This is a genomic window from Rhodococcus parequi (assembly GCF_046042785.1).
Lineage (GTDB): Bacteria > Actinomycetota > Actinomycetes > Mycobacteriales > Mycobacteriaceae > Prescottella > Prescottella parequi.
The window spans coordinates 206377-227859 of the sequence record NZ_JBDLNV010000009.1; the positions used below are offsets into that span (position 1 = coordinate 206377).

19 protein-coding genes and 1 riboswitch are annotated in these 21483 nt (G+C 69.0%); of the genes, 4 read left to right on the top strand and 15 right to left on the bottom strand.

All coding sequences use genetic code 11. The annotated features are described in order from the left end of the window. Positions 1 to 23 precede the first annotated feature (23 nt). Positions 24 to 380, bottom strand: a complete 357-nt coding sequence (locus tag ABEU20_RS23220; RefSeq protein WP_420166734.1) for a VOC family protein — start codon at positions 378 to 380, stop codon at positions 24 to 26. A 589-nt stretch (positions 381 to 969) separates the two neighbouring features. Here ABEU20_RS23220 and ABEU20_RS23225 point away from each other — a divergent pair. The 4 genes from ABEU20_RS23225 (at position 970) to ABEU20_RS23240 (ending at position 8812) form a co-directional block, all read left to right on the top strand. Next, positions 970 to 3153 carry a malate synthase G gene (locus ABEU20_RS23225; RefSeq protein WP_420166735.1) on the top strand — a complete coding sequence of 728 codons (2184 nt, stop codon included), beginning with the start codon at positions 970 to 972 and terminating at the stop codon, positions 3151 to 3153. A gap of 145 nt (positions 3154 to 3298) precedes the next feature. Continuing rightward, the gene (locus ABEU20_RS23230) at positions 3299 to 5044 is read left to right on the top strand and encodes a substrate-binding domain-containing protein (RefSeq protein ID WP_420166736.1); all 1746 of its coding nucleotides are present in this window, start codon (positions 3299 to 3301) and stop codon (positions 5042 to 5044) included. A 2-nt stretch (positions 5045 to 5046) separates the two neighbouring features. Beyond that, positions 5047 to 6195, top strand: a complete 1149-nt coding sequence (locus ABEU20_RS23235; RefSeq protein WP_420166737.1) for a metallophosphoesterase — start codon at positions 5047 to 5049, stop codon at positions 6193 to 6195. 136 nt (positions 6196 to 6331) lie between these two features. Further along, a complete protein-coding gene (locus ABEU20_RS23240; RefSeq protein WP_420166738.1) occupies positions 6332 to 8812 on the top strand; it encodes a LuxR C-terminal-related transcriptional regulator in 2481 nt (826 codons plus the stop codon). Positions 8813 to 8968: 156 nt separating this feature from the next. On the opposite strand, the gene ABEU20_RS23245 is transcribed toward ABEU20_RS23240, so the two are convergent. The 14 genes from ABEU20_RS23245 to ABEU20_RS23310 form a co-directional block, all read right to left on the bottom strand. Further along, complete coding sequence (locus ABEU20_RS23245; RefSeq protein WP_420166739.1) at positions 8969 to 9400, bottom strand: hypothetical protein; 432 nt, start codon at positions 9398 to 9400, stop codon at positions 8969 to 8971. 45 nt (positions 9401 to 9445) lie between these two features. Continuing rightward, complete coding sequence (locus ABEU20_RS23250; RefSeq protein ID WP_420166740.1) at positions 9446 to 10285, bottom strand: class I SAM-dependent methyltransferase; 840 nt, start codon at positions 10283 to 10285, stop codon at positions 9446 to 9448. A gap of 230 nt (positions 10286 to 10515) precedes the next feature. Next, the gene (gene gcvP, locus ABEU20_RS23255) at positions 10516 to 13356 is read right to left on the bottom strand and encodes an aminomethyl-transferring glycine dehydrogenase (RefSeq protein ID WP_420166778.1); all 2841 of its coding nucleotides are present in this window, start codon (positions 13354 to 13356) and stop codon (positions 10516 to 10518) included. A gap of 189 nt (positions 13357 to 13545) precedes the next feature. Further along, positions 13546 to 13652, bottom strand: a riboswitch (glycine riboswitch). Between the two features lie 62 nt (positions 13653 to 13714). Then, complete coding sequence (locus ABEU20_RS23260) at positions 13715 to 14341, bottom strand: MerR family transcriptional regulator (protein WP_420166741.1); 627 nt, start codon at positions 14339 to 14341, stop codon at positions 13715 to 13717. A gap of 229 nt (positions 14342 to 14570) precedes the next feature. Beyond that, positions 14571 to 15044, bottom strand: coding sequence for a bifunctional nuclease family protein (locus tag ABEU20_RS23265; RefSeq protein ID WP_420166742.1), 474 nt, complete (start codon positions 15042 to 15044; stop codon positions 14571 to 14573). A 99-nt stretch (positions 15045 to 15143) separates the two neighbouring features. Continuing rightward, positions 15144 to 15881: a transcriptional regulator FtsR gene (gene ftsR / locus ABEU20_RS23270; RefSeq protein ID WP_420166743.1), complete on the bottom strand. Its 738-nt coding sequence runs from the start codon at positions 15879 to 15881 to the stop codon at positions 15144 to 15146. Continuing rightward, complete coding sequence (gene garA / locus ABEU20_RS23275; protein ID WP_107984850.1) at positions 15881 to 16375, bottom strand: glycogen accumulation regulator GarA; 495 nt, start codon at positions 16373 to 16375, stop codon at positions 15881 to 15883. The genes ftsR and garA overlap by 1 nt, the downstream gene beginning before the upstream one ends. 214 nt (positions 16376 to 16589) lie before the next feature. Continuing rightward, entirely contained in the window at positions 16590 to 16994 is a 405-nt protein-coding gene (gene gcvH, locus ABEU20_RS23280) for a glycine cleavage system protein GcvH (protein WP_420166744.1), read from the bottom strand. A gap of 44 nt (positions 16995 to 17038) precedes the next feature. Then, positions 17039 to 17809 (bottom strand): DUF881 domain-containing protein, encoded by a 771-nt coding sequence (locus ABEU20_RS23285; RefSeq protein ID WP_420166745.1) that lies wholly within the window; start codon positions 17807 to 17809, stop codon positions 17039 to 17041. A 5-nt stretch (positions 17810 to 17814) separates the two neighbouring features. Then, entirely contained in the window at positions 17815 to 18165 is a 351-nt protein-coding gene (locus ABEU20_RS23290) for a small basic family protein (RefSeq protein WP_420166746.1), read from the bottom strand. Beyond that, on the bottom strand, positions 18162 to 18968 hold the full coding sequence (locus tag ABEU20_RS23295) for a DUF881 domain-containing protein (protein ID WP_420166779.1): 807 nt from the start codon (positions 18966 to 18968) through the stop codon (positions 18162 to 18164). Before ABEU20_RS23295 ends, ABEU20_RS23290 begins: the two co-directional genes overlap by 4 nt. 56 nt (positions 18969 to 19024) lie before the next feature. Beyond that, positions 19025 to 19624 (bottom strand): CDP-alcohol phosphatidyltransferase family protein, encoded by a 600-nt coding sequence (locus tag ABEU20_RS23300; protein ID WP_420166747.1) that lies wholly within the window; start codon positions 19622 to 19624, stop codon positions 19025 to 19027. Between the two features lie 93 nt (positions 19625 to 19717). Then, complete coding sequence (locus ABEU20_RS23305) at positions 19718 to 20761, bottom strand: SMP-30/gluconolactonase/LRE family protein (RefSeq protein WP_420166748.1); 1044 nt, start codon at positions 20759 to 20761, stop codon at positions 19718 to 19720. Positions 20762 to 20802: 41 nt separating this feature from the next. Continuing rightward, positions 20803 to 21420, bottom strand: a complete 618-nt coding sequence (locus ABEU20_RS23310; RefSeq protein ID WP_420166749.1) for an NUDIX hydrolase — start codon at positions 21418 to 21420, stop codon at positions 20803 to 20805. Positions 21421 to 21483 lie beyond the last annotated feature (63 nt).

Sequence of the window (21483 nt, forward strand, 5' to 3'; positions counted from 1 at the left end):
ACGCGCGGCGGGCCGTCCGCCAGTCACTTGCGCGCGAGCGGGCTGTAGAACACCAGGCCGTTGCCGCTGTTGTCGTAGACCACCGCGCGACGCTCGTGGGCGTCGTCGTACGGGCCTTTCACGATGGCCCCGCCACCGTCCTCGACGGCCTTCGCCGCGGCATCGACATCGGCGGTCTTGATGCCGACGACGACCTTCCCCGGAATCGGATGATCGACGGCGGTCGCGAGCGCGATCGTCACCGATCCCCCGTCGAGGGCCGCGAAGTGCGCGCCGTCCCGGAACTTGAGAGTCATCCCGAGGGTCCCGGTGTAGAACTCGAGAGCCTCGTCCAGGTTCTCCACCGACAGCATGATCATCTTGGCGTCGTAATCGCTCACATGTACCTCCGTATCTGATCGAACTCGGCTGCGCGGGGCGTGCGTGCGACGAACGGACACCGCGGCGTGCGTGCCCGATGATCGTCACCCACAGCCGGGCCCCGCACGCCCCGACCCGCCGGAGCCGCTGCACAGACGGGACCTGGGGCCCTTCCGCAACGGGGCTTTCGTAACCGCCCGCGCAGCGTGTCGCAGCGAGGGGCGCTGCGGATCCGCGTGCACGATCCGGCGCCGGCGTCCGCTCACCGCGCAGCGCAGACCGCTCGTCGCGCCTCGCTCCCCCGGCCACGCCCCGTCGCGCGACGAACGTGACCGGCCAGTATCATCTGTGCTCGACCGGCCAACTCGCCGTTCTTGATCGAGTCTGCATCCGGACGCGAACCGTTCGTCCGACCGCAGTCGGCGCCCACCTCACGCGCCTCAGCTCTTCAGCTGTATTCGTCGATGCCCTGGCCGCCGCACCGGACTGATCTACTCCGGAAGCTACCGCCGGGTAACATTGTTGTCGTCCCGTTCGGCGTCCCCGCAGCAGCCCTGACCGTGGCTGCGGCTCCGGACGCTGCTGGTACCGGAAAAGTGAGGCAGTTCCATGACTGAACGCGTGCAGGTCGGTGGTCTTCAGGTCGCCAAGGTTCTCTACGACTTCGTGAACGATGAGGCTCTTCCGGGCACCGGCGTTTCCGCCGAGGCGTTCTGGGAGGGTGCGGGCAAGATGTTCGCCGACCTGGCCCCCAAGAACAAGGCCCTGCTCGCCAAGCGCGACGACCTGCAGGCGCAGATCGACGCGTGGCACCGCGAGCGGGCGGGTAAGCCGCTCGATGGCGCCGAGTACAAGGCGTTCCTGCAGGAGATCGGCTACCTGCTGCCCGAGCCCGAGCCGTTCCAGGTCGCGACCGAGAACGTCGACGCCGAGATCGCCACCACCGCCGGCCCGCAGCTGGTCGTCCCGGTCCTCAATGCCCGCTTCGCGCTGAACGCGTCCAACGCCCGCTGGGGTTCGCTGTACGACGCGCTCTACGGCACCGACGCGATCCCCGAGGACGGTGGCGCGGAGAAGGGTCAGGGCTACAACAAGGTTCGCGGCGACAAGGTCATCGCGTGGGCCCGGAACTTCCTGGACACCGCCGCGCCCCTGGCGAAGGGCTCGCACACCGAGGCCACCCGCTACTTCGTGGTCGACGGCAAGCTGGCCGTCGAACTGGGCGGCGAGGTCGTGACGACGCTGGCCGAGCCGGAGAAGTTCGTCGGCTACCTCGGCGACGGCGATCACCCCACGTCGGTGCTGCTGCGCAACAACGGCCTGCACGTCGAGATCGAGATCGACCCGACCTCCCCGATCGGTAAGACCGACGGCGCCGGCGTCAAGGACGTCGTGCTCGAGTCGGCGATCACCACGATCATGGACTTCGAGGATTCGGTGGCCGCGGTCGACGCCGACGACAAGGTCGTCGGGTACCGGAACTGGCTGGGGCTCAACCGCGGCGACCTGTCGGAGTCGTTCGACAAGGGCGGCAAGACCGTCACCCGCACGCTCAACGGCGACCGCACCTACACCACGCCGGACGGCGAGGAGTTGACCCTGCACGGCCGCTCGCTGCTGTTCGTGCGCAACGTCGGTCACCTGATGACGAACCCGGCGATCCTCGACGCCGACGGCAACGAGCTGCCCGAGGGAATCCTCGACGCGCTGATCACCGGCGCATGCGCGGTCCACGGCCTGAGCATCGACGACGACCACGGCCCGCTCAACAACTCGCGCACCGGCTCGATCTACATCGTCAAGCCCAAGCAGCACGGCCCCGAGGAAGTCGCGTTCACGACCGAGCTGTTCGGCCGGGTCGAGGAGATCCTCGGTCTACCGGAGAACACCCTCAAGGTCGGCATCATGGACGAGGAGCGGCGCACCACGGTCAACCTCGCGGCCTGCATCAAGGAAGCGGACCAGCGGGTGGTGTTCATCAACACCGGCTTCCTCGACCGCACCGGCGACGAGATCCACACCTCGATGGAGGCCGGCGCGATGGTGCGCAAGGCCGACATGAAGAAGCAGACGTGGATCACCGCGTACGAGGACTGGAACGTCGACACCGGTCTCGCGACGGGTCTGCAGAGCAAGGCTCAGATCGGTAAGGGCATGTGGGCCATGACCGATCTGATGGCCGACATGCTCGAGCAGAAGATCGGCCACCCCAGGTCGGGTGCCAACACCGCGTGGGTGCCGTCGCCGACGGGCGCGACCCTGCATGCGACGCACTACCACCAGGTGGACGTGTTCGCGGTCCAGGACCAGCTGAAGGGCAAGCCGCGCGCGACGGTCGACGAGATCCTCACGATCCCGCTCGCCCCGTCCACCGACTGGTCGGACGCCGAAAAGCAGCAGGAGCTCGACAACAACTGCCAGTCGATCCTCGGCTACGTGGTGCGCTGGATCGACGCGGGCGTCGGTTGCTCCAAGGTGCCCGACATCCACGACGTCGCACTCATGGAGGACCGGGCGACGCTGCGCATCTCGAGCCAGCTGCTGGCCAACTGGCTGCGGCACGGCATCGTCACCGAGGCCGACGTCGTGGCGAGCCTCGAGCGGATGGCGCCGGTCGTCGACCGCCAGAACGAGGGTGACGCGTCGTACCGGCCGATGGCCCCGAACTTCGACTCCAACATCGCCTTCCAGGCGGCCAAGGAGCTGATCCTCGAGGGCGGCAAGCAGCCCAGCGGCTACACCGAGCCGATCCTGCACCGGCGTCGCCGCGAGTACAAGGCCGCCAACGCCTGATCCTCGCGCTGCGCCGCGGCCCCGACACCGTCACAGGTGTCGGGGCCGCGGCGCGTTCGGGCTGTCCGTATTGCTCACTAGACTGCCATGGTCAGGGCCGGTCGGGCGCCGGCCCGACGCGGTAGAGAGCAAGGCGGTTTTCCACGTGGGGCAGCATCGCAGTGATCGGCGCACCCGCGGCGTCAGCAAGGGACCGGTCATCGCGTTGGTGTCGGTGATCGTGCTCGTGTTCGGCGTCGTCGGCTGGTTCCAGCTCAGGGACCGCGCGAGCAGTCAGGGCACGGCGGCGGCCGGTGCGTGTGTCGAGGGCGATATCCGGCTCGACGTCGCGGCCGATCCGGATATCGCCGGGCCGGTTCGCGACCTCGCCGCCCGGTACACCGACACCCTTCCGGTGGTCCGCGACCACTGCGTGTCGGTGCAGGTGCACGACGCCACGACAACTGCGGTCACCGAGGCGCTCGCCGCGGCACCCGACGGACCCTGGAACGACGAGATCGGCCCCGCGCCCGCGCTGTGGATTCCGGCGAGCGCCACCGCGATCGACCGCCTCGCAGGGTCCGGCGTGGTGGACGGCACCCCCAAACCGCTCGCGTCGAGTCCGGTGGTCGTCGCCGCCCCCGAGGAACTCGCACTCGCCCTGACGGCGGCCGGCACCGGGTGGCAGAACCTGCCGGGGCTGCAGACCGGCAACGACTCGCTCGACCGGATCGGCCTCCGCGGCTGGGGCAGCCTGAAGCTCGCTCTGCCTGCGGGACCGGCTTCCGCCGCCGCGCTCGACGCCGTGGCCGCCGCGACGGCGAACGTCGGCGCGGGCCCCCTCGACGAGTCGCAGGCCGGGTCCCCGCAGGTGAGCACCGCGATCGGTGCACTCGCGAACGGCAGCACGGCCATCCACGACGCCCCCGCGAGCACCACGGACGCCGTTTCGCTCCTCGCCGGCCAGTCCGCTCCGGCGTCGGCCGCCGTCCACGCGGTGCCCGTCACCGAACAGCAGCTGTACGCCGCCGGCGACGACGCGCGCGGCCTCGTCGCCGTCGCACCGGCCGGCGCCACCCCGGTCCTCGATCACCCTGCCGCGATCCTCGCCGCGCCGTGGGTCGACGAGACCCTCGGGCGCGCGGCCGCGCAGTTCGTCGACTTCCTGCGTCGACCGGAACAGGCGCAACATTTCGTGGACGCGGGTTTCCGGGTCGGGGACCGCACACCCGCGGCCACCGACCGCACCCCGATGCCCCCGCTGGGCCAGGTGCTCGCCCCCCCGACCGGCCCCGCCGCGGCGCGACTCGCGCAGACGTTCGCGAACCCGACCGTCCCGCAAGCGACGACGATCCTGCTCGACGTCTCCGGATCCATGGGGTACACCGACGGCGACGGGACGCGGCTGAGCAACACCGTCGACGCGCTGAGCGCCCGGATCGCGGCGCTGCCCGCGTCCTCGGACGTCGGCCTGTGGGTGTACAGCCGCGGTCTCGACGGCAGCAAGCCGTACCTGGTGAAGGTGCCGACCGGGCCGCTGTCGGACGGCGACCGCAAGCAGCGCATCGAGACTGCGCTGCGCTCGCTGCGCCCGGCCACCGCGACGTCGACGTACGCGTCGGTGATCGCCGCCCACGCCAGCGCCGTGGACGGTTTCGTCGACGGTCGACCCAACTCGGTGCTGCTGGTCACCGACGGCCCCAACGACGACACGTCGACCGGGACGCAGAAACTCACGCAGGCCCTCACCGGCGCCGCGCATCCCGTGCGGATCGATGTGATCTCGATCGGCGAGAACACTGACCAGGACACGTTGCGGTCGATGGCGGACCGCACCGGCGGCACACTGATCGCCGTGCCGTCCACGCAGGGCCCCGCCCTCGGGGACGCGTTCGCGAAGACGCTGTCGTAGCCGTGATCCGCATCGCGATCTTCGGCGCCTTCCTCGCGCTGGTCAGCTACTGGGTGCACCGCCGCCTGGTCCGCGCGACCGGGCTGACGGGGCGACCGGCCCACGCGGTCGACATCGCTCTCGTCGTCCTGTGGCTCCTGGCACTGGTCGGCATCGGCAGTGGTGAGGTGTTCGACCCGGCATGGGCGCGGATTCCCGGATTCGTCGGCTGGGTGTGGCTGGCAGCCCTCCTCTACCTCGTGCTCGGGCTGGTACTGGTCGCCGCCGGTTCGGGCATCGCCCGCATCGCCGGACGCCCGCAGCCCACCGACCCGTCCCGTCGCCGGGTGCTGCGCGGCGCGACGGCCGCGGTGACGGTCGCCGCGGTCGGAGCCGCGGGCTACGGCGTCGTCGAGGCACACACTCCCCGAATCCAGCGGGTCCGGGTGCCGTTGCGGCGCCTGCCGAGCCAGTTCGCCGGCATGCGAATCGCGCTCGTGACCGATCTCCACGTCGGCCCGTCCCGCGGAATCGGCTTCACCCGCAAAGTCGTCGACCTCGTCAATGCGCAGAAGCCCGAACTCGTTCTGCTGGGCGGTGATCTGGTCGACGGCACCGTCGCGAAGGTCGGCCGCGACCTGGAGCCGTTGCGGGATCTGCGCGCCCCGCTCGGCGTGTTCGGGGTGAGCGGCAACCACGAGTTCTATGCGGGTGACGGCGGCCGCTGGCTTGACCTGTGGGACACGCTCGGCATCCGCACGCTGCGCAACGAACGCGTCGAGATCCACCGCGGGGGCGGGGTCATCGACCTGGCCGGCATCCACGACCGCACCTCCCCCGCGCCGTTCGAGCCGGATCTTCCGGCCGCGCTCGCCGGACGGGATCCCGACCGTTTCGTGCTGCTCCTCGCGCATCAGCCGAAGCAGGCGCTCGAGGCGTCGGAGCTCGGCGTGGACCTGCAACTGTCGGGTCACACGCACGGCGGCCAGATGTGGCCGTTGGGCTACCTCGTCCCCCTGCAGCAGCCGTCGGTGACGGGGCTCGACCGGGTGGGCGACACCGTGCTGTACACGTCGCGTGGCGCGGGCGCCTGGGGGCCACCTGTCCGGGTGGGCGCACCACCCGAGATCACCATCCTCGAACTGGCGAGCCGGCCCGACCCGCACGGATGAAGTTGCGGGTGACAAATTCGACAACCTCTGGTTGCTCGGCCCGGGTTTGTGCGTTGATGGAGGTTCTGTCGATCGCAGAGAAGTCCACCCACACCGCGGACGCCATCGGTCGCCGTGCCGATCCCGAAGGACGTCCATGACCCAGCAGCGCATCGACACGAGCGACAACGCCGCCTGCTGGGCACCGACCAGATCGGTGCACCTGCTGCGACGGAACTCGGGCCTCACCGTCCTGCAGGCGCCCCGTGGATTCGGCAAGTCGAGCCTGGTGTCGGCCTGGCTGGCGGCGTCCCGCGACGCCGACCACCTCACGGTCCACATCCCTCCCCCCGAGCCGACGCTCACCGCGGACGACTATTGGATTCGCGTCACAGCTGGTCTGACGGACGTCGGCACTGCGACCGACATCGCCCTCGAACGCGTCGACCTACTCCGCGATCGGACCGTCGAGGAACGGATCTTCGAGCTGGTCGACGCCCGGCCCGAGGTGAACGTCGTGGCGACGGTGGTCGGCCGGTCGCTGTTCGAGGATCCGCTGTCCTTCGCCCCGAGCCTCGACACCGTCCGGGCCGACGACCTGCTCTACACGGTCGACGACGTGCAGGCGTTGTTCCGGTCCGCGGGTCTCGACCCGGCCGACGCCGACCTCAGCGATCTCCATCGCCGGACCGGAGGACTGCCCGCACTCTGCAGGGCAGTGCTCACGGCGGCGAAACCGCTGCGCCCCTTGACGCCCGAGACCCTCGAACAGGCCTTCTCCGACGCCGTCCCGCGGTACGTGCGCGACGACGTCCTCGCGGCGGTCGACGCCGAACTCCGTCGCTTTCTCGTCCGCACCGCGACGGCACACGCACTCACGGTCGATCTCGCGCAGTATCTCGGGGGCGGCCTCGACTCCGCCCGGCACCTGCTCGACCTCGAGGCGGCGGGACTCCTGGCCCATCTGGACACCGTCGACGGCGACGCCTGGCGGTTGCCGCCGGCGGTGCGGACCGAGCTGATCGCCGTGCAACGCGCCGAGGGTCTCGACCCGGCCGCGCGATCGACACTGCTGGCGCTTCACCATCGCGAGCGGGGCGATCATGCCGCCGCACTGCGGTGTGCCGCCGACGCCGAGGACTGGGATCTCGCCGTCGAGATACTGGACCAGCATGCGGCAGCGCTGGTGAACTCTCACGTGGAAGTTCTCCGCGACGTGCTCCTGGCCATTCCCGAGGCCGAGGTGGACGCCCATCCCGGCATCACCGCCCTGCGCGAACTGGTGCGGCAACTGTCGGGCGATCCTTCGGGCGACGTCTCCCCCTACGACACAGCAGGGCTCCTCGACCTCACCGTGGTCGAGGACCCCCGCGAGTCGCTGACCGTCGTGGGTAATCGGATTCTCCTGCAGCGACTCGGCGGCGACTACGAGACCGCCGCCGACCAGACGCGGCGGCTCCACGTCTCGGTTCGAAGACTGCTCGACGCCGAGCCCGATGCGATCACCGATTTCCTTCCTTTCCTGCGGATGCAGAGCGGTCTCACCTATCAGTTGTCGGGTGACTTCGCGGAGTCCACCGTCGAACTGCGCCTCGCGCATCGGCTCGGGGCCGCGCGGCGCATGGACTACATCTCGCGCAACGCCGCCGGAAACTCGGCCCTCAACTGGGCCTTCGCAGGCGAACTTCAGCGTGCGCACGAGTGGCTGGCAGTCGAGAACCAGATCGCACCCGCGGACGAATGGATCGAAGCCCTGGTGCGAATCGGCGGTGCGGTGGCCCGAGTACTCACCTCCGTCGACGAGCTGGACCTCGACACCGCCGGCCACGCCGTCGCCGGTCTGAGGGAGCTACCGGACGTGGCGGAGCTGTGGCCGTTCGTCACCTTCGCGCGTTGCCGATACGCCGTCGCGACCGGCGACCCGTCTCTCGGCCTCGCGGCGCTCACCGAGTACGCGGAGGCACGGACACGCGCGAACGGGCTTTTCGTCCAGTCACTCCTCGACGCCACCGAGATCGAGGTGCGCCTCGCGCTCGGCGATGTCGCCCCGGCGAAGGCGCTCGCGGATTCGCTGCCGTCCGACACACCGTGGGGCGTCGTCGCCGTCGCACGGACTCGCCTCCTCACCGGCGACCACCAGTCCGCGGTCACCACGTGCCGCCGGTACGACTGGCTGGGGACTCCCTACGCACGCGCGCATCTCGAAGCGCTCGTCATCGAGGCCGTCGCGACCCGCCGTCTGGGCCGGGACGAGGACGCCGACCGCGCCTGGTCCCATGCGTGCTCCATCGCCGACCGCACCGGCATCCGGAGCGCATTCGCGTCCGTCGAGCGCCCCGCTGTCGTCGCCCTCGTCGAACGTGCAACTCGCCCGTCACCATCCGTCTCCCAGTTCCTGGCGACGCCGTCGCCCGAGCATTACCCCGCGACCCTCGCCTTCCCCCAGCTCACCGATCGCGAGAGGACGGTGCTCGACGGCGTGGCTCGAGGTCTGACCGTCGGACAGATCGCGGCACTGATGTTTCTGTCGACGTCGACCATCAAGACACACAAGCGCACCCTCTACCGAAAACTGTCCGCGCACACGCGCACCGAGGCGATCGACCGTGCCCGGACCTTCGGATTCCTGAAGCCCTGACTGCACACCGTCGCTCCGGTCTTCGATGCTTCTCGAGAACGCTGCAGGAGTGACGGACTAGGCCCCCGGGAATTCGGTTTTCCTGACACTTCCGTCATGCACAGAGTTCTGATGAGCGTCGCCTACACGGCGGACGCCGGTGCGAATACCGAAAATCTAACCGGCCGGGCAGAGAACCCGCCGCGCCTGATCCCAGAACGGAAACAGCTGCGCCGTGCTCGCGTCGGGGTGGTCGGCCCGCGCTACCCGCTCGAACTCGAGATACGTCTGCCCCGGCATCGAGGACAGGTTGCACGCCTGCAACCCCAGCTTTGCGGCCGGCTCCACGGGCAACCCCCTACCCCACGGACCCAGATCGGACGCGACGTAGGCGTTCAGCTGGTCGCCCCACCGATCGAATGCGAACTGCAGGTCGAACGAACAGCCGTCCGGCAGCAGCTCGGCGCAGGTCACCGTCCGTCCGCGGACCGTCACGACGTCGTTGGCGAGCGGGCGGTCTGTCGACGTCTGCGTGACTCCCGACAACGCGTGATAGAACGCGAAACCCGTACCGAGCAGCGCCGCGACGACGAGCACGGCTACGACCACTCTCGACACCCTCTCCCCCTCTCCTCGGTCCACGACGACCGGGCGTCAGGGACGTTCCGCGAGCGTCAACCTGATCTTGTGTCGCGTGACCACCCGTCCGCTCCCCTCCCGCCAACCCTCCACCCGTTCGAGTGCCGCATCCCGGACCTGGTCGCGTTCCGCCTCCGGGATCGAATCCCAGAGCATGCGCTGCCCGTGGGAGCGGGTCCACGAATACCACTGACCCGGATCGTCGAAGGCCAGATCGAGATCGAACGCTGTCGTGCGCTCGTGAACGAGACCCGCTGTCCGCATCAGCGACTCGACCGCGGCATCGGTCCCGAACGGTCCGTCCGGGTCACGCGGGTCGACCGGGAAGAAGCGTGCATCGCGATACGGCGCGAACAGATCATCCAACTCTTCCCAGCGCGGGTCCCACCCCCCGAACGTCGAAACGCCCACCGTTCCGTGCGGAACGAGCAGCGACCGCCACGCGGTCAGCGCCGCCGCCGGATCCGGCAGGAAGAAGAGCATGAACGACGCAGTGACGACGTCGTAGTGGCCGCAGGGAAGCGACGGCCGCATCGCGTCCATCACCTGTAGATGGACGTTGGTCAGGCCTCGGGCGCGCGCCTCGTGGGCGGTGACGGCCACCATCCGCGGCGCGAGATCGATTCCGGTGACCTCGCCGGACGAGCCGACAGCCTCCGCCAGGCGGAACAGCACCGCTCCCCGGCCGCAGCCGATGTCGAGCGCTCGGGCGCCGGGCTGCGGCTCCACCGCGTCCACGAGACGCTCGGCTATGGGACCGAAGAACGGCACGCCCAGGTTGTCGTAGCTGTCCGCGACCAGGTCGAACAGATCCGCGACTCGCGCAGTATGCACCTCGTCCGGCACCTCGACCATCTCTCGATCATGTGCCCGCCGCCCCTTGAGGTCAACGACGTTTCGGTATCGGCCGGCCAGCCCGTCGAGGCGTGCGGGTCCGGACCACCGCGAAACGGGACGGTCGGGACAAACCCAGTCGAACTTCGGTATTTCCAGTCCTTCCGTCCGATGCGGATTTCGGCTCGGGGCGGGGCGGCCCGGAAAGCTGAAAGGGGCAGGGCGCGGCGACCCTGCCCCTCACGCGGACGTCAGTCGGAGTACGCCTCGATCGGCGGGCACGAGCACACGAGATTGCGGTCGCCGTGCGCGCCGTCGATCCGCCGCACCGCCGGCCACACCTTCGGCCGCGCCGTCCCCCGCGGGTAGACCGCGATCTCTCGCGAGTACGGGTGATTCCATTCGGAAACAAGGCATTCCGCAGTGTGGGGCGCGCCGCGCAGCGGGTTGTCGTCGACCGGCCACTCCCCCGCCCCGACCCGGTCGATCTCGCCGCGGATCGAGATCATCGCGTCGCAGAACTCGTCGATCTCGGCCAGGTTCTCGCTCTCCGTCGGCTCCACCATGAGCGTGCCGGCCACCGGGAAGCTCATCGTCGGCGCGTGGAAGCCGTAGTCGGCCAGACGCTTTGCGACGTCGTCGACCGTCACACCGGTCTCCTTGGTGAGCGGGCGCAGGTCGAGGATGCACTCGTGCGCCACCATGCCGTTCTCGCCCGTGTAGAGGACCGGGAAGTACTCGTCGAGGCGACGGGCGATGTAGTTGGCCGACGCGATCGCGGTGAGCGAGGCCCGGCGCAGACCCTGTGCCCCCATCATCTTGATGTAGGTCCAGGTGATCGGCAGGATCGACGCGCTGCCGTACGGCGCCGCCGACACCGGACCGCACTCCCCCAGTTCGGGAGCCATCGGGTGTCCGGGCAGGAACGGGGCGAGGTGCGAACGGACGCCGATCGGCCCCACGCCCGGGCCGCCGCCGCCGTGCGGGATGCAGAACGTCTTGTGCAGGTTCAGGTGGCTGACGTCGCCGCCGAACCTGCCCGGACGCGCCAGCCCGACCAGGGCGTTCAGGTTCGCACCGTCGACGTACACCTGGCCGCCGGCGTCGTGGACGGCCGCGCAGATCTCACCGATCTCTTCCTCGTAGACACCGTGCGTCGACGGGTAGGTGATCATGATGGCGGCAAGACGCTCCGCATGGTCGGCGATCTTCGCCCGCAGGTCGTCGAGGTCGACGTCTCCGTTCTCGCGGCATGCCACGACCTCGACCCGCATGCCGACCATGACGGCGGACGCCGCATTGGTGCCGTGCGCACTCGACGGGGTCAAGCACGTGTCGCGGTGATCGTCTCCGCGGCTGAGGTGGTAGTTGCGGATCGCGAGCAGGCCCGCGTACTCGCCCTGGCTACCGGCATTCGGTTGCAGGCTCACCGCGTCGTAGCCGGTGATCGCGACCAGCCAGTCCTGCAAGTCCTCGATGACCTTCAGCATCCCGGGTGCGTCCTCGGCCGCGAACGGGTGCAGCTTCGAGAACCCGGGCCACGTGATGGGCTCCATCTCGGCGGTCGCATTGAGCTTCATGGTGCACGAGCCGAGCGGAATCATGCTCCGATCGAGCGCGATGTCCTTGTCCGACAGTGCCCGCAGGTAGCGCAGCATCGCGGTCTCGGTGCGGTACTTCGTGAACGACTCGTGCTGCAGGTACACGGACGCACGGTCGCCGAACGGAGCCGGGGCGTACCCGATCTCGGTGTCGGCGGGCATGCCGAACGCTGCGAGCACGGACTGGACGTGCGCCTCGGTGGTCGCCTCGTCGCACGCGATGCCCACGTGGTCGGCGTCGACCAGGCGCAGGTTCACGCCCCATGCCTTGGCGTTCGCGACGATCTCGTCGGCGCGGCCCGGAACGCGGGCGAGGACGGTGTCGAAGAACCGCTCGTGGACCACCTCGACACCGCCGGTCTGCAGGCCCGCGGCGAGGAACTCGGCGCGCTGATGGACCCGCTGCGCGATTGCCTTGAGGCCCTCCGCACCGTGATAGCTGGCGTACATCGCCGCAATGATCGCGAGCAGCACCTGCGCGGTGCAGATGTTACTGGTCGCCTTCTCCCGGCGGATGTGCTGCTCACGCGTCTGCAGCGCAAGTCGGTATGCCTTGTTGCCGTCGGCGTCCACCGAGATGCCGACCAGACGTCCCGGAAGCTGGCGGGCGTGCTTGCTGTGAACCGCGAGGTAGCCGGCGTGCGGACCGCCGAAGCCCATCGGCACGCCGAAGCGCTGGGTGGTGCCGAAGCACGCATCGGCACCCTGCTCACCGGGAGGGGTCAGCAGCGTCATCGCAAGCAGATCCGCACCGACCGCCACCAGGGCTCCGCGCTCGTGGGCTTCCGCGATCATCGCAGCATGGTCCACGACCCGGCCCGACGCGCCCGGAAGCTGGGCGAGGACACCGAAGAACTCGCCTTCCGGCAGCCCCTGCGTCAGGTCCGCCTCGACGATCTCGATACCGAGCGGCTCCGCGCGGGTGATCACCACGGCGCGGGTCTGCGGGAACAGATCGGTGTCGAGGACGAACCTCGGCGACTTGCTGCGCGACGCCCGTCGCAGCAGCGTCATGGCCTCCGCGGCGGCGGTGCCCTCGTCGAGCATCGACGAGTTCGCGATCTCCATACCCGTCAGGTCGCCGACCATCGTCTGGAAGTTCAGGAGTGCCTCGAGCCGGCCCTGGCTGATCTCGGGCTGGTACGGGGTGTACGCCGTGTACCAGGCGGGGTTCTCGAGGATGTTCCGCACCAGCACGGGCGGGGTGAGGGTGTCGTAGTAGCCGAGACCGATCATCGAGGTGGCCACCGTGTTGCGGGACGCCTGCTCGGCGAGGGCCGCGAGCGCCTCGTGCTCGGAGAGCGGCGCGTCGAGTGCGCCCAGACCCGCCGCGACACCGCCGGGTGCCGGATCGAGAATGCTGTCCGGAACGGCCCGCGCTGCGAGTTCGTCGAGAGTGTCGACGCCGACGACGTCGAGGATGCGTGCCAGTTCGGCCGAATCGGGACCGACGTGACGGTCGGCGAACGAATGGCTACGAGCGTCGATCAAGTGAACTCCCAGGCGGTTCGACGGGTACAGGATGCGTTCCACGAGTGGAACGGTCCTCCCCCTCTGTCGCCTGCTCGATCTTCCGAGCGCCTGAGAGATTCGGCTGCCACACCATCCGGCCTCAGGCTCGGTCGGCGTACGCCTTTCCCCGTGGGCGGGTGGGTACTCCCACCGCTTTCCAGAGGCGTCGGAGCCCGCACGGTCCTGGGTGCCTGAGAGATTGACGGGGAGGTGCTGCTCCTTCGGCGCCCGGGCAGCACATACAACTCTGTCCGGAACTCTCCCGCGCGACGGCGACGCACCGTCAGTCTATGCCACGACCGCACGCCCGCCGAACAGGCCGAACGACCGTAACCGTCTAACCGGTCTTGCGAGCTCCGCGGTTCTTGCGGCGCGACGCCAACTCGTCCTCGGGGCTCTGGGTGGCCTCGCCGCCGTCGGCACGCTCGGCCGGGAAATCGGCGATCGTTCCGGTGAGTTCCCGCATCGCACCACTGACCGCGATGCCGAACACACCCTGCCCGCCCTGAAGCAGGTCGACGACCTCCTCGGGCGACGTGCACTCGTAGACAGTGGTGCCGTCGGAGAACAACGTGATGCGTGCGAGATCGCCGACGCCGCGCTGCCGCAGGTGATCCACTGCGACCCGGATGTTCTGCAACGAGATACCGGTGTCGAGCAGTCGCTTGACGATCTTCAGGACGAGAATGTCCTTGAAGGAATACAGCCGCTGGCTTCCGGAGCCCGCGGCCCCGCGAATCGACGGGACCACGAGGTTGGTGCGGGCCCAGTAGTCGAGCTGGCGGTAGGTGATGCCGGCGATCTGACAGGCGGTGGGCACCCGGTAGCCGACGAGTTCGTCGGGAACGGTGTCGTCGGGAAAGAGTCCGGGCTGCACGTCGTCGACGGCCGACATCTCGATCGATGCCTGGCCAGTTGCCTCGTCAGCGAGGTCCAACTGCTGCTCCTGCGGCCGATCTCCCACGGACTACTCCCTCTCGCGTGTTCAGTGGCGGTAACGGTCGTTGCCGAATTTTCGCAACCCGTCGATCACACACTCGTGACATCGAGTAAACCCGAACTGTGGATCCACTCAGCGTACGCCCCGGAATCACAGCGTGGCGCGCGTTCGCATGCAAGACGCTAGGGATCCACGCGGGCCGGGTCAACGCGACGCGCCCAAGAGTCTCAACCTTAACTTGAGGTTGAGAAAATCAGCCGTCGGTGGCCTTGAAATCGTCCGGCGACACCGACTCGAGAAACTCCTTGAACTTCTCGACCTCGTCCTCGCGTTCGTCCGGCATCACCAGCCCGGCCTCGGTGAGAACCGCCTCCTCGACGAAGATCGGCACACCGATCCGCAGCGCGATGGCCACGGAGTCCGACGGCCGCGCCGAGACACGCACGTCGTCGTCGAACACGAGATCCGCATAGAACGTGCCGGCCTGCAGATCCACGATCCGGACCTCGCGCAGCGCGTGCCCGAACGCCTCGAGCAGGTCTTTGATGAGGTCGTGCGTGAGCGGCCGTGCAGGCTCGACCCCCTGCTGCTCCAGCGCGATCGCCGTCGCCTCCGTCTGACCGATCCAGATCGGCAGATAGCGATCACCGTCGCTCTCACGCAGCAACAGCACCGGCTGGTTCTGCGGCTGCTCGACACGGATCCCGATCACACGCATCTCACTCATCGCGTCCTCCACCTCGTACCGGTGACCGGATCCACCGCGGACGGCGGACGAGCCCCGCTTGACGTACTGCTCCGATTCTATTCGAACCTGCTGTAGCCGTCAGCGATCGAGAGCCCCACGGACGGCAGCCTTGACCAGACACGTGTGCAGGGTCAGCGACAGTGCCGCGAGTTCGCGGACCATCTCCTCCGCGCGATCGCGTGCACCGGCGTCACGGCCCTTCGCAACCGGGCCGGCGATCTGCGCGACCAGGCCCGCCTCACGGTCGGCAGCGAGCTTGAACGCCCGCAGGTGCCGCACCTCCAGACCGAACTCCGACATCGACTTCGCGGTGCGGGCGAGGATGACCGCATCCTCGTCGAAGAAGCCTGCGGCACCGGGCGCGACCAGACCGCTGCGCAGCAGTTCGCTCAGGAACTTTCCGTCGATACCCGCACGTTCGATCAGGTCGTCCCTGCTGATCCGGACCTCGCGATCCGACCGGAACTCCTCCGGCGACACCTCACCGGGCGCCACCGCAAGCGTGCGGGGGCGCCGTGGAGCCGAGTCCACGGCGCCCACCGTCGCGGCGCCCTTGTCGATCGCTTCGAGCTGTTCCTTGATGACCTTGAGCGGCAGGTACTGGTCCCGCTGCGCCGTGAGCACGAATCGTAGGCGCTCACAGTCCGCAATCGAGAACCGCCGATAACCCGACGGTGTCCGCTCGGGGCTGATGAGCCCCTCCGCCTCCAGGAAACGAATCTTGGAGATCGTGACGTCCGGGAAATCCGGACGCAGGCGATCGAGCACTGTGCCGATCGACATGCCCGTGGCGGCGTCCTGCCGAACGGCGGTCATCAGCTACCTGCACCCGCCGCGGATTCGCCGATCTGCGGGCCGCCGCTGTTGCCGCGCGGTCCGGTGAGGAAGACCAGTCGGAACTTGCCGATTTGGACCTCGTCACCGTTCGCCAGCACCGCCGAATCGACGGGCTCGCGGTTGACGTACGTCCCGTTCAGGCTGCCCACATCGACCACCTGGAACTCGTCGTCGTCCTGCCGGAACTCGGCGTGCCGACGACTGACGGTCACATCGTCGAGGAAGATGTCGCTGTCGGGGTGACGGCCGGCCGACGTGGTCGGCTGATCGAGCAGGAATCGCGATCCTGCGTTGGGGCCCCTCTTCACGACGAGCAGCGCGGACCCGGCAGGCAGACCCTCGACGCCGGAGACCGGAGCCTCGGCAGTCTGCGACGACTGGGTGTCCATCTCGTTGAGAAAATCCGCACGGAAAACCGATGTGGTCTCGGCCGGCGTCTCTCCGTAAACCGCATCGTTGCCGTTCTCGCTCACCGTTTCTCCTCCTCAATCCGTCGAACCGGGAGCGCCCGCGGCGCTCCCGGATTCACGCGGTACAACTCGGCCTCGGCACCGTCTGTCGACGATGCCTCGGCCACGATCACTTCCGACGCGGATATGCGCACCGCAACGGCCTTGCGCTCACCTCGACCGTACCCTGAGAGTGCCGGTGCGTGTAGGTGGACAGGCCGGGTGGTGACGCGTGAAATCAGCTACCGGACAGGGCCAGGTACGCCTCGGCGTCCAGGGTTCCCGCGAGCACCGCGTCCAGGCTCGCCTCGTCCGCGACCTCGAGGTCGACCAGCCAGCCGTTGCCGTACGGCTCGGAGTTGACCAGCTCGGGGCTGGCGTCCAGATCCTCGTTGACGGCAACCACTTTCGCCGTCAACGGTGCGTAGATGTCGGAGACACTCTTCGTCGACTCCACCTCGCCGAACGAGTCGCCGGAGGTCACGTCCTCGCCGACCGCGGGCAGCTGGACGAACACGACGTCGCCGAGCTGCGACTGCGCGAAGTCGGTGATGCCCACGCGCACCGTCGTCGGCCCCGTCCGCCGCACCCATTCGTGCTCTGCTGTGTAGCGCAGATCGGCGGGGGTAGAGAGCTCACTCACGGTGGCTTCCTTTCGAGGAGGTCCGCCGAGCGGACCGAAGAAGATCAGTTTCCGGGACGAGCGTATTGGCGCGGTGAGATTTCCCGCAAGGCGGCCACGGTGACCTGCGGCGATTGCTCGATACGCAACTGCCCGCCGCTGCGTGCGACGGTGTCGACCACGCCGCCGGGAATGTTCAGGGCCGCGGCCAGCGTCGGGGGGTCGCCGATCGCGACGACACGGAACGGCGCGGACACCTTGCGTCCGTCGATCGTGACGTTGCCCCCGCCGCCACTGACCCAGGAATCGACACCGATCCGGAGCGGATCCGTGTCCGCGCCCTGAACCTCGATCGCCTCGGCCCCGGCGGCCCGTAGTTCCTGCAGTAGGTCGAGGATGACCTCGGACCCGACCGACTTGCCGGGATCCTGCACGGTGAGGACCACCCCGGGGCCGGTCGCGGCGACCGTCCCGACCTGGATCGACAGTGCGGACAGGCGGGCCTTCGCCTCGTCGAGCGCGGCGCCGGATCCGCCCCCGCCGGCCTCGAGTTTCGTCAGCGTCTGTTCGAGGCCGGCGATCTCCTGCCGGAGCGCCGCCTCCCGCTGGTTCAGGTTGCCGAGCACCACGAGCAGGTCGGCGGGCCGGGCGGAATCGAGGTTGTCGCCCGAGCCGGTGCTGCTCACCTGGGTCGCGATCGCCACGCCCAGCGCCGCCATGAGCAGGACGGCCAGCAGACCGAAACCGAACCGTGCCCGGGACCGGGCCGGCCCTTTCGCCGGCATCTCGTGCCGCCCGTCGGTGCGCGGTCCGGTGGGAGTTCCGTTGTCCTGCATACCGATCACGCTCCGAACAGCCGACGCCGCAGCGCGGCCGCGTTTCCGAAGATACGGATGCCGAGGACGACGATGATCGCGGTCGACAGCTGGGTGCCCACGCCGAGCTGGTCGCCGAGCCAGACGATCAGCGCGGCGACGAGAACGTTGAACACGAAGGACACGACGAACACCTTCGAGTCGAAGATCTCGTCGAGGTACGCGCGTAGGCCGCCGAAGACCGCGTCGAGTGCCGCGACGACGGCGATCGGCAGATAGGGCTGGACGGCGTCGGGCACCTGCGGGCTGAACACGACCCCGACGACGATGCCGACGACCAGCGCGATCACTCCGTAGAGCGCGTATCCACCTTTCACGGTGCCCCCGTTTCCTTTGCGTACCTCACTTCACGACCCGCGGCAGCGGGTAGCTGCAGGTCGCCTGACTCGGCGATGGTGAATCCCACGCCGTAGAAATCCCGAACAGCCGCCATCCGCAGGTAGGCGTCGCTGACGACGAAGCTGGTCTGCAGTTTGGCGGGCGAACCGATGGCCGAGACCCGGTAGGGCGACGGCACGGGCTGATTGTCGACGAGCATCGCACCGCCCGCCTGCCGGATCGTGACACCGGGACCGATCCGGACGTCGCCGATGGCGACCGCTTCCGCGCCGCTGGCCCACAGCGCGTTGACCACGGACTGCAGATCGCGGTCGAGGACCCCGGATTGCGGTGAGCCCGGTACCCGCTGCGACGAATCGGACAGATCCGGGCGTGCCGACGGGTCCGTCAACGTCACGACCATCCCGGGGCCGTGCGCCGGTTCCGCGGCCGCGGCGGACTCGAGGGTCCGCAACTGCTCGAGGACCTGCGCGCCCTCGGCGTCACCGGCCAGCACCTTGGCGCGCAGATCGTCGACGCGCACCGTCAGATCGTCCCGGGTGCCGGCGAGGCTGCGACTGCGATCCTCGGCATCGCGCACCTTCGTCAGCATCTCGGTGCGGGTCACGTCCGCGTCGGACGCCGACGACGACTCCTGCGCGTACGCGATCCCGAACACGAGTCCCACCAGGAGTGTCCCGAGCGCGATCCACGCGCCGGCCGCGATCCGCGGAGGCTTCGAGTGCCCCTGTTCGCGATCCGCGGCCGCCCCGGCATACCCAGGGTCGAGGTGATCGTTCATGAGGGACTTCAGCAGCGACGGGACCGGGTTCCGTCGCACCGACCGGGGCGCATCGCTCACGGACCGCTCCGGGGCACCGCGCGCGCCACTGCGACAGCCTTCGCGATGTAGATGCCCGCAGTCCAGACGTAGAGCCCCGTTCCCCACACGAGCAGCGCGTATCCCCAGGCGTTCGCGATCGACGCTCCCGCCCAGTCGCTCTGGGCGGCCAGCACGATCGGCAGCGCGAACATCAATGCGAACGTCGCGGCCTTGCCGAGGTAGACGACCTCCGGAGGCGGCAGTCCCCGACGCCGGTAGACGGGCAGGGTGAGCGCGAGGATCAGGTCACGTCCGATGAGGATCGCCGCCAGCCACCACGGGATGATGTCGCGAACGACGAACGCGACGAGCGTCGAGATCACGTACAGCCGATCCACGAACGGATCGAGCAGCGCTCCGAGGCGCGACATCTGGTTCAGCAGGCGCGCGAGCTTGCCGTCCGCCCAGTCGGTGAAGCCGCTGAGCATGAGAACGGCCAGCGCCCACCCGTCGGCCTGCGGACCCAGCAACAGGTACAGGAACAGCGGCACGCCGGCCAGTCGGATCAGGCTCAGGAGGTTGGGGATCGTGACGATGCGGTCGGCGCTCACGTCCTGCTGTCCTACCGCGTCCACCGACATTCCTCTCCGGTCCCCTGCCTTGTCGGTACGCCAGCCTTCCACATCCGGTGTCGCATTTCAGCGACCGACCGGTCGGGGCCCCGCGACTCAGAGGGCGACGACGCTGCGCGGTATGCGGGCCACCGACCCGGCGGTGAGGCTGCCGAGATAGAACCAGTCCGGGGTTTCGCGGACACCGGTCACCGGCGAGTAACTGCCCTTGCCGCCCTGGAGGCTGTGAACGATGTGCCCCTCGGCGTCGAGACCCAGGACCCAAGCGCGGTGTTCCGGGTCGGGCTGGACGAATCCCGGCAGGTTGGCGGTGAGGATGCGCAGGGTGGGATAGGGCGCCACCGTGTCGAGCAGCCGCATCCGGGGACTGTAGAGCGCCACCCAGAAGATGCCGTCGGCGGTCTGCGACGTGACGTTGTCGGGGATGCCCGGAAGATTGTCCGCCCACACGGAGATGTTTCCCGTCTGCGGCCCGGTCAACTCGACGCGTCGGATCCGATAGGAGCCGGTTTCGGCGACGACCACGAACGACTCGTCGCGCGCGAGCCCCACCCCGTTGGCGAACTGCAGACCACTGGCCAGCAGGTCGATCTCGCCGGTGCTCGGATCGAACCGCAGGAGACGGCCGGTGCCCGAGTGCTCGAACAGGTCCAATCGGTGGTCCGGCACCGTGAACCGCGACGACGAGTCCGTGAAGTAGACGACGCCGTCCCGCGCGACGGCGGAGTTGTTGCACGCGAGCAGCGGGGTGCCGAGCGCGGCGTCCGCGAGCACCTCCACGCGACCGGTCTCGTCGACGCGCAGTAGTCCACGTTCGCTGTCGCACACCAGGTATCGGCCGTCGTCGAGGATCTCGACCCCGAGCGGACGCCCGCCGGTGCGGGCAAGTTCGGTGGGACGCCCGGCAGCGTCGAAGCGCCACAACCGCCCGTCGTCGCCGCCGGTGATCACCCGTCCGTCACCGTCGACCGCGACGTCCTCGGGGCCCCGGCCGGTAGGAAGTTTCCACTGCTCGGCCCCGTCCAGTTGACGTCCGGGCGCGAGCACGCCGGTGAGAGCGGGTGGGGCCGGCGGATGCCACGCCACCGGTTCGATGCCGGTGCGGTCGAGTGCGCGCAGGGCCGATCGCAGGAGGGTCACCGCGCCGACGCTAGTCCGACGGGCCGTCGCTCACGCCGGTTTCAGCGCCACGCGAAGCTCGGCTGCGCGAACGCGGACACCCGGGTGGGCCTGCCGTGCAGCACCACTTCGCAGAACTGGTGGATCACCGCCCCGGTCGGAGCGTGGATGTGTTCGCCCCGGAACGGCCAGCACGCGACCGGATCGGGCGACCCGGGAATCTCGGTGAACTGCGTCGGAACGTCGAGTTCGTCGAGCGGGACGGAGAACACGTGCGCCACCTCGTCCGGACTGGGCACCACCGAGTCCACGGACCTCTCCGACCACACGACGAACGGGGTCATGACGTACCCCGACCGCGTGACGTAGTCGTCGAGCCGGCCGAGCACGTCCTCCGGTCCGACCTCGACGCCGAGTTCCTCGCCCAGTTCGCGCAACGCCGCGTCACGCGCGGTCTCTCCGGGATCGAGGCGCCCGCCGGGCAGCGCGAACTGCCCCGCGTGGGCACGCATCTTCGCCGGACGCAATGTCAGGGGGAACATCGGCACGCCGTCCGCGCCCTGCATCACCGCGATCACGACCGCCGCGGCACGCCGGTCGCCCAGCGGCACGGTCACCGCGTCGAAGGCCTCGAGGGCCGCCCGGATCTCGTGCCTCGACAACCGCGCTGCCTCCGCCATCTTCGCCTCCCGCACACCGCACCGCTGTTCGCCCGATCATGCCCCATCCCGGTCTGCCCCTCG

What these genes read in the sequence shown, in the direction of transcription:
- ABEU20_RS23225 (WP_420166735.1), top strand. Translation starts at nt 970, where the DNA reads ATGACTGAACGCGTGCAGGTCGGTGGTCTTCAGGTCGCCAAGGTTCTC.
- ABEU20_RS23240 (WP_420166738.1), top strand. Translation starts at nt 6,332, where the DNA reads ATGACCCAGCAGCGCATCGACACGAGCGACAACGCCGCCTGCTGGGCA.
- ABEU20_RS23250 (WP_420166740.1), bottom strand. Translation starts at nt 10,285, where the DNA reads ATGGTCGAGGTGCCGGACGAGGTGCATACTGCGCGAGTCGCGGATCTG.
- ABEU20_RS23265 (WP_420166742.1), bottom strand. Translation starts at nt 15,044, where the DNA reads ATGAGTGAGATGCGTGTGATCGGGATCCGTGTCGAGCAGCCGCAGAAC.
- ftsR (WP_420166743.1), bottom strand. Translation starts at nt 15,881, where the DNA reads ATGACCGCCGTTCGGCAGGACGCCGCCACGGGCATGTCGATCGGCACA.
- ABEU20_RS23285 (WP_420166745.1), bottom strand. Translation starts at nt 17,809, where the DNA reads ATGCAGGACAACGGAACTCCCACCGGACCGCGCACCGACGGGCGGCAC.
- ABEU20_RS23295 (WP_420166779.1), bottom strand. Translation starts at nt 18,968, where the DNA reads ATGAACGATCACCTCGACCCTGGGTATGCCGGGGCGGCCGCGGATCGC.
- ABEU20_RS23310 (WP_420166749.1), bottom strand. Translation starts at nt 21,420, where the DNA reads ATGGCGGAGGCAGCGCGGTTGTCGAGGCACGAGATCCGGGCGGCCCTC.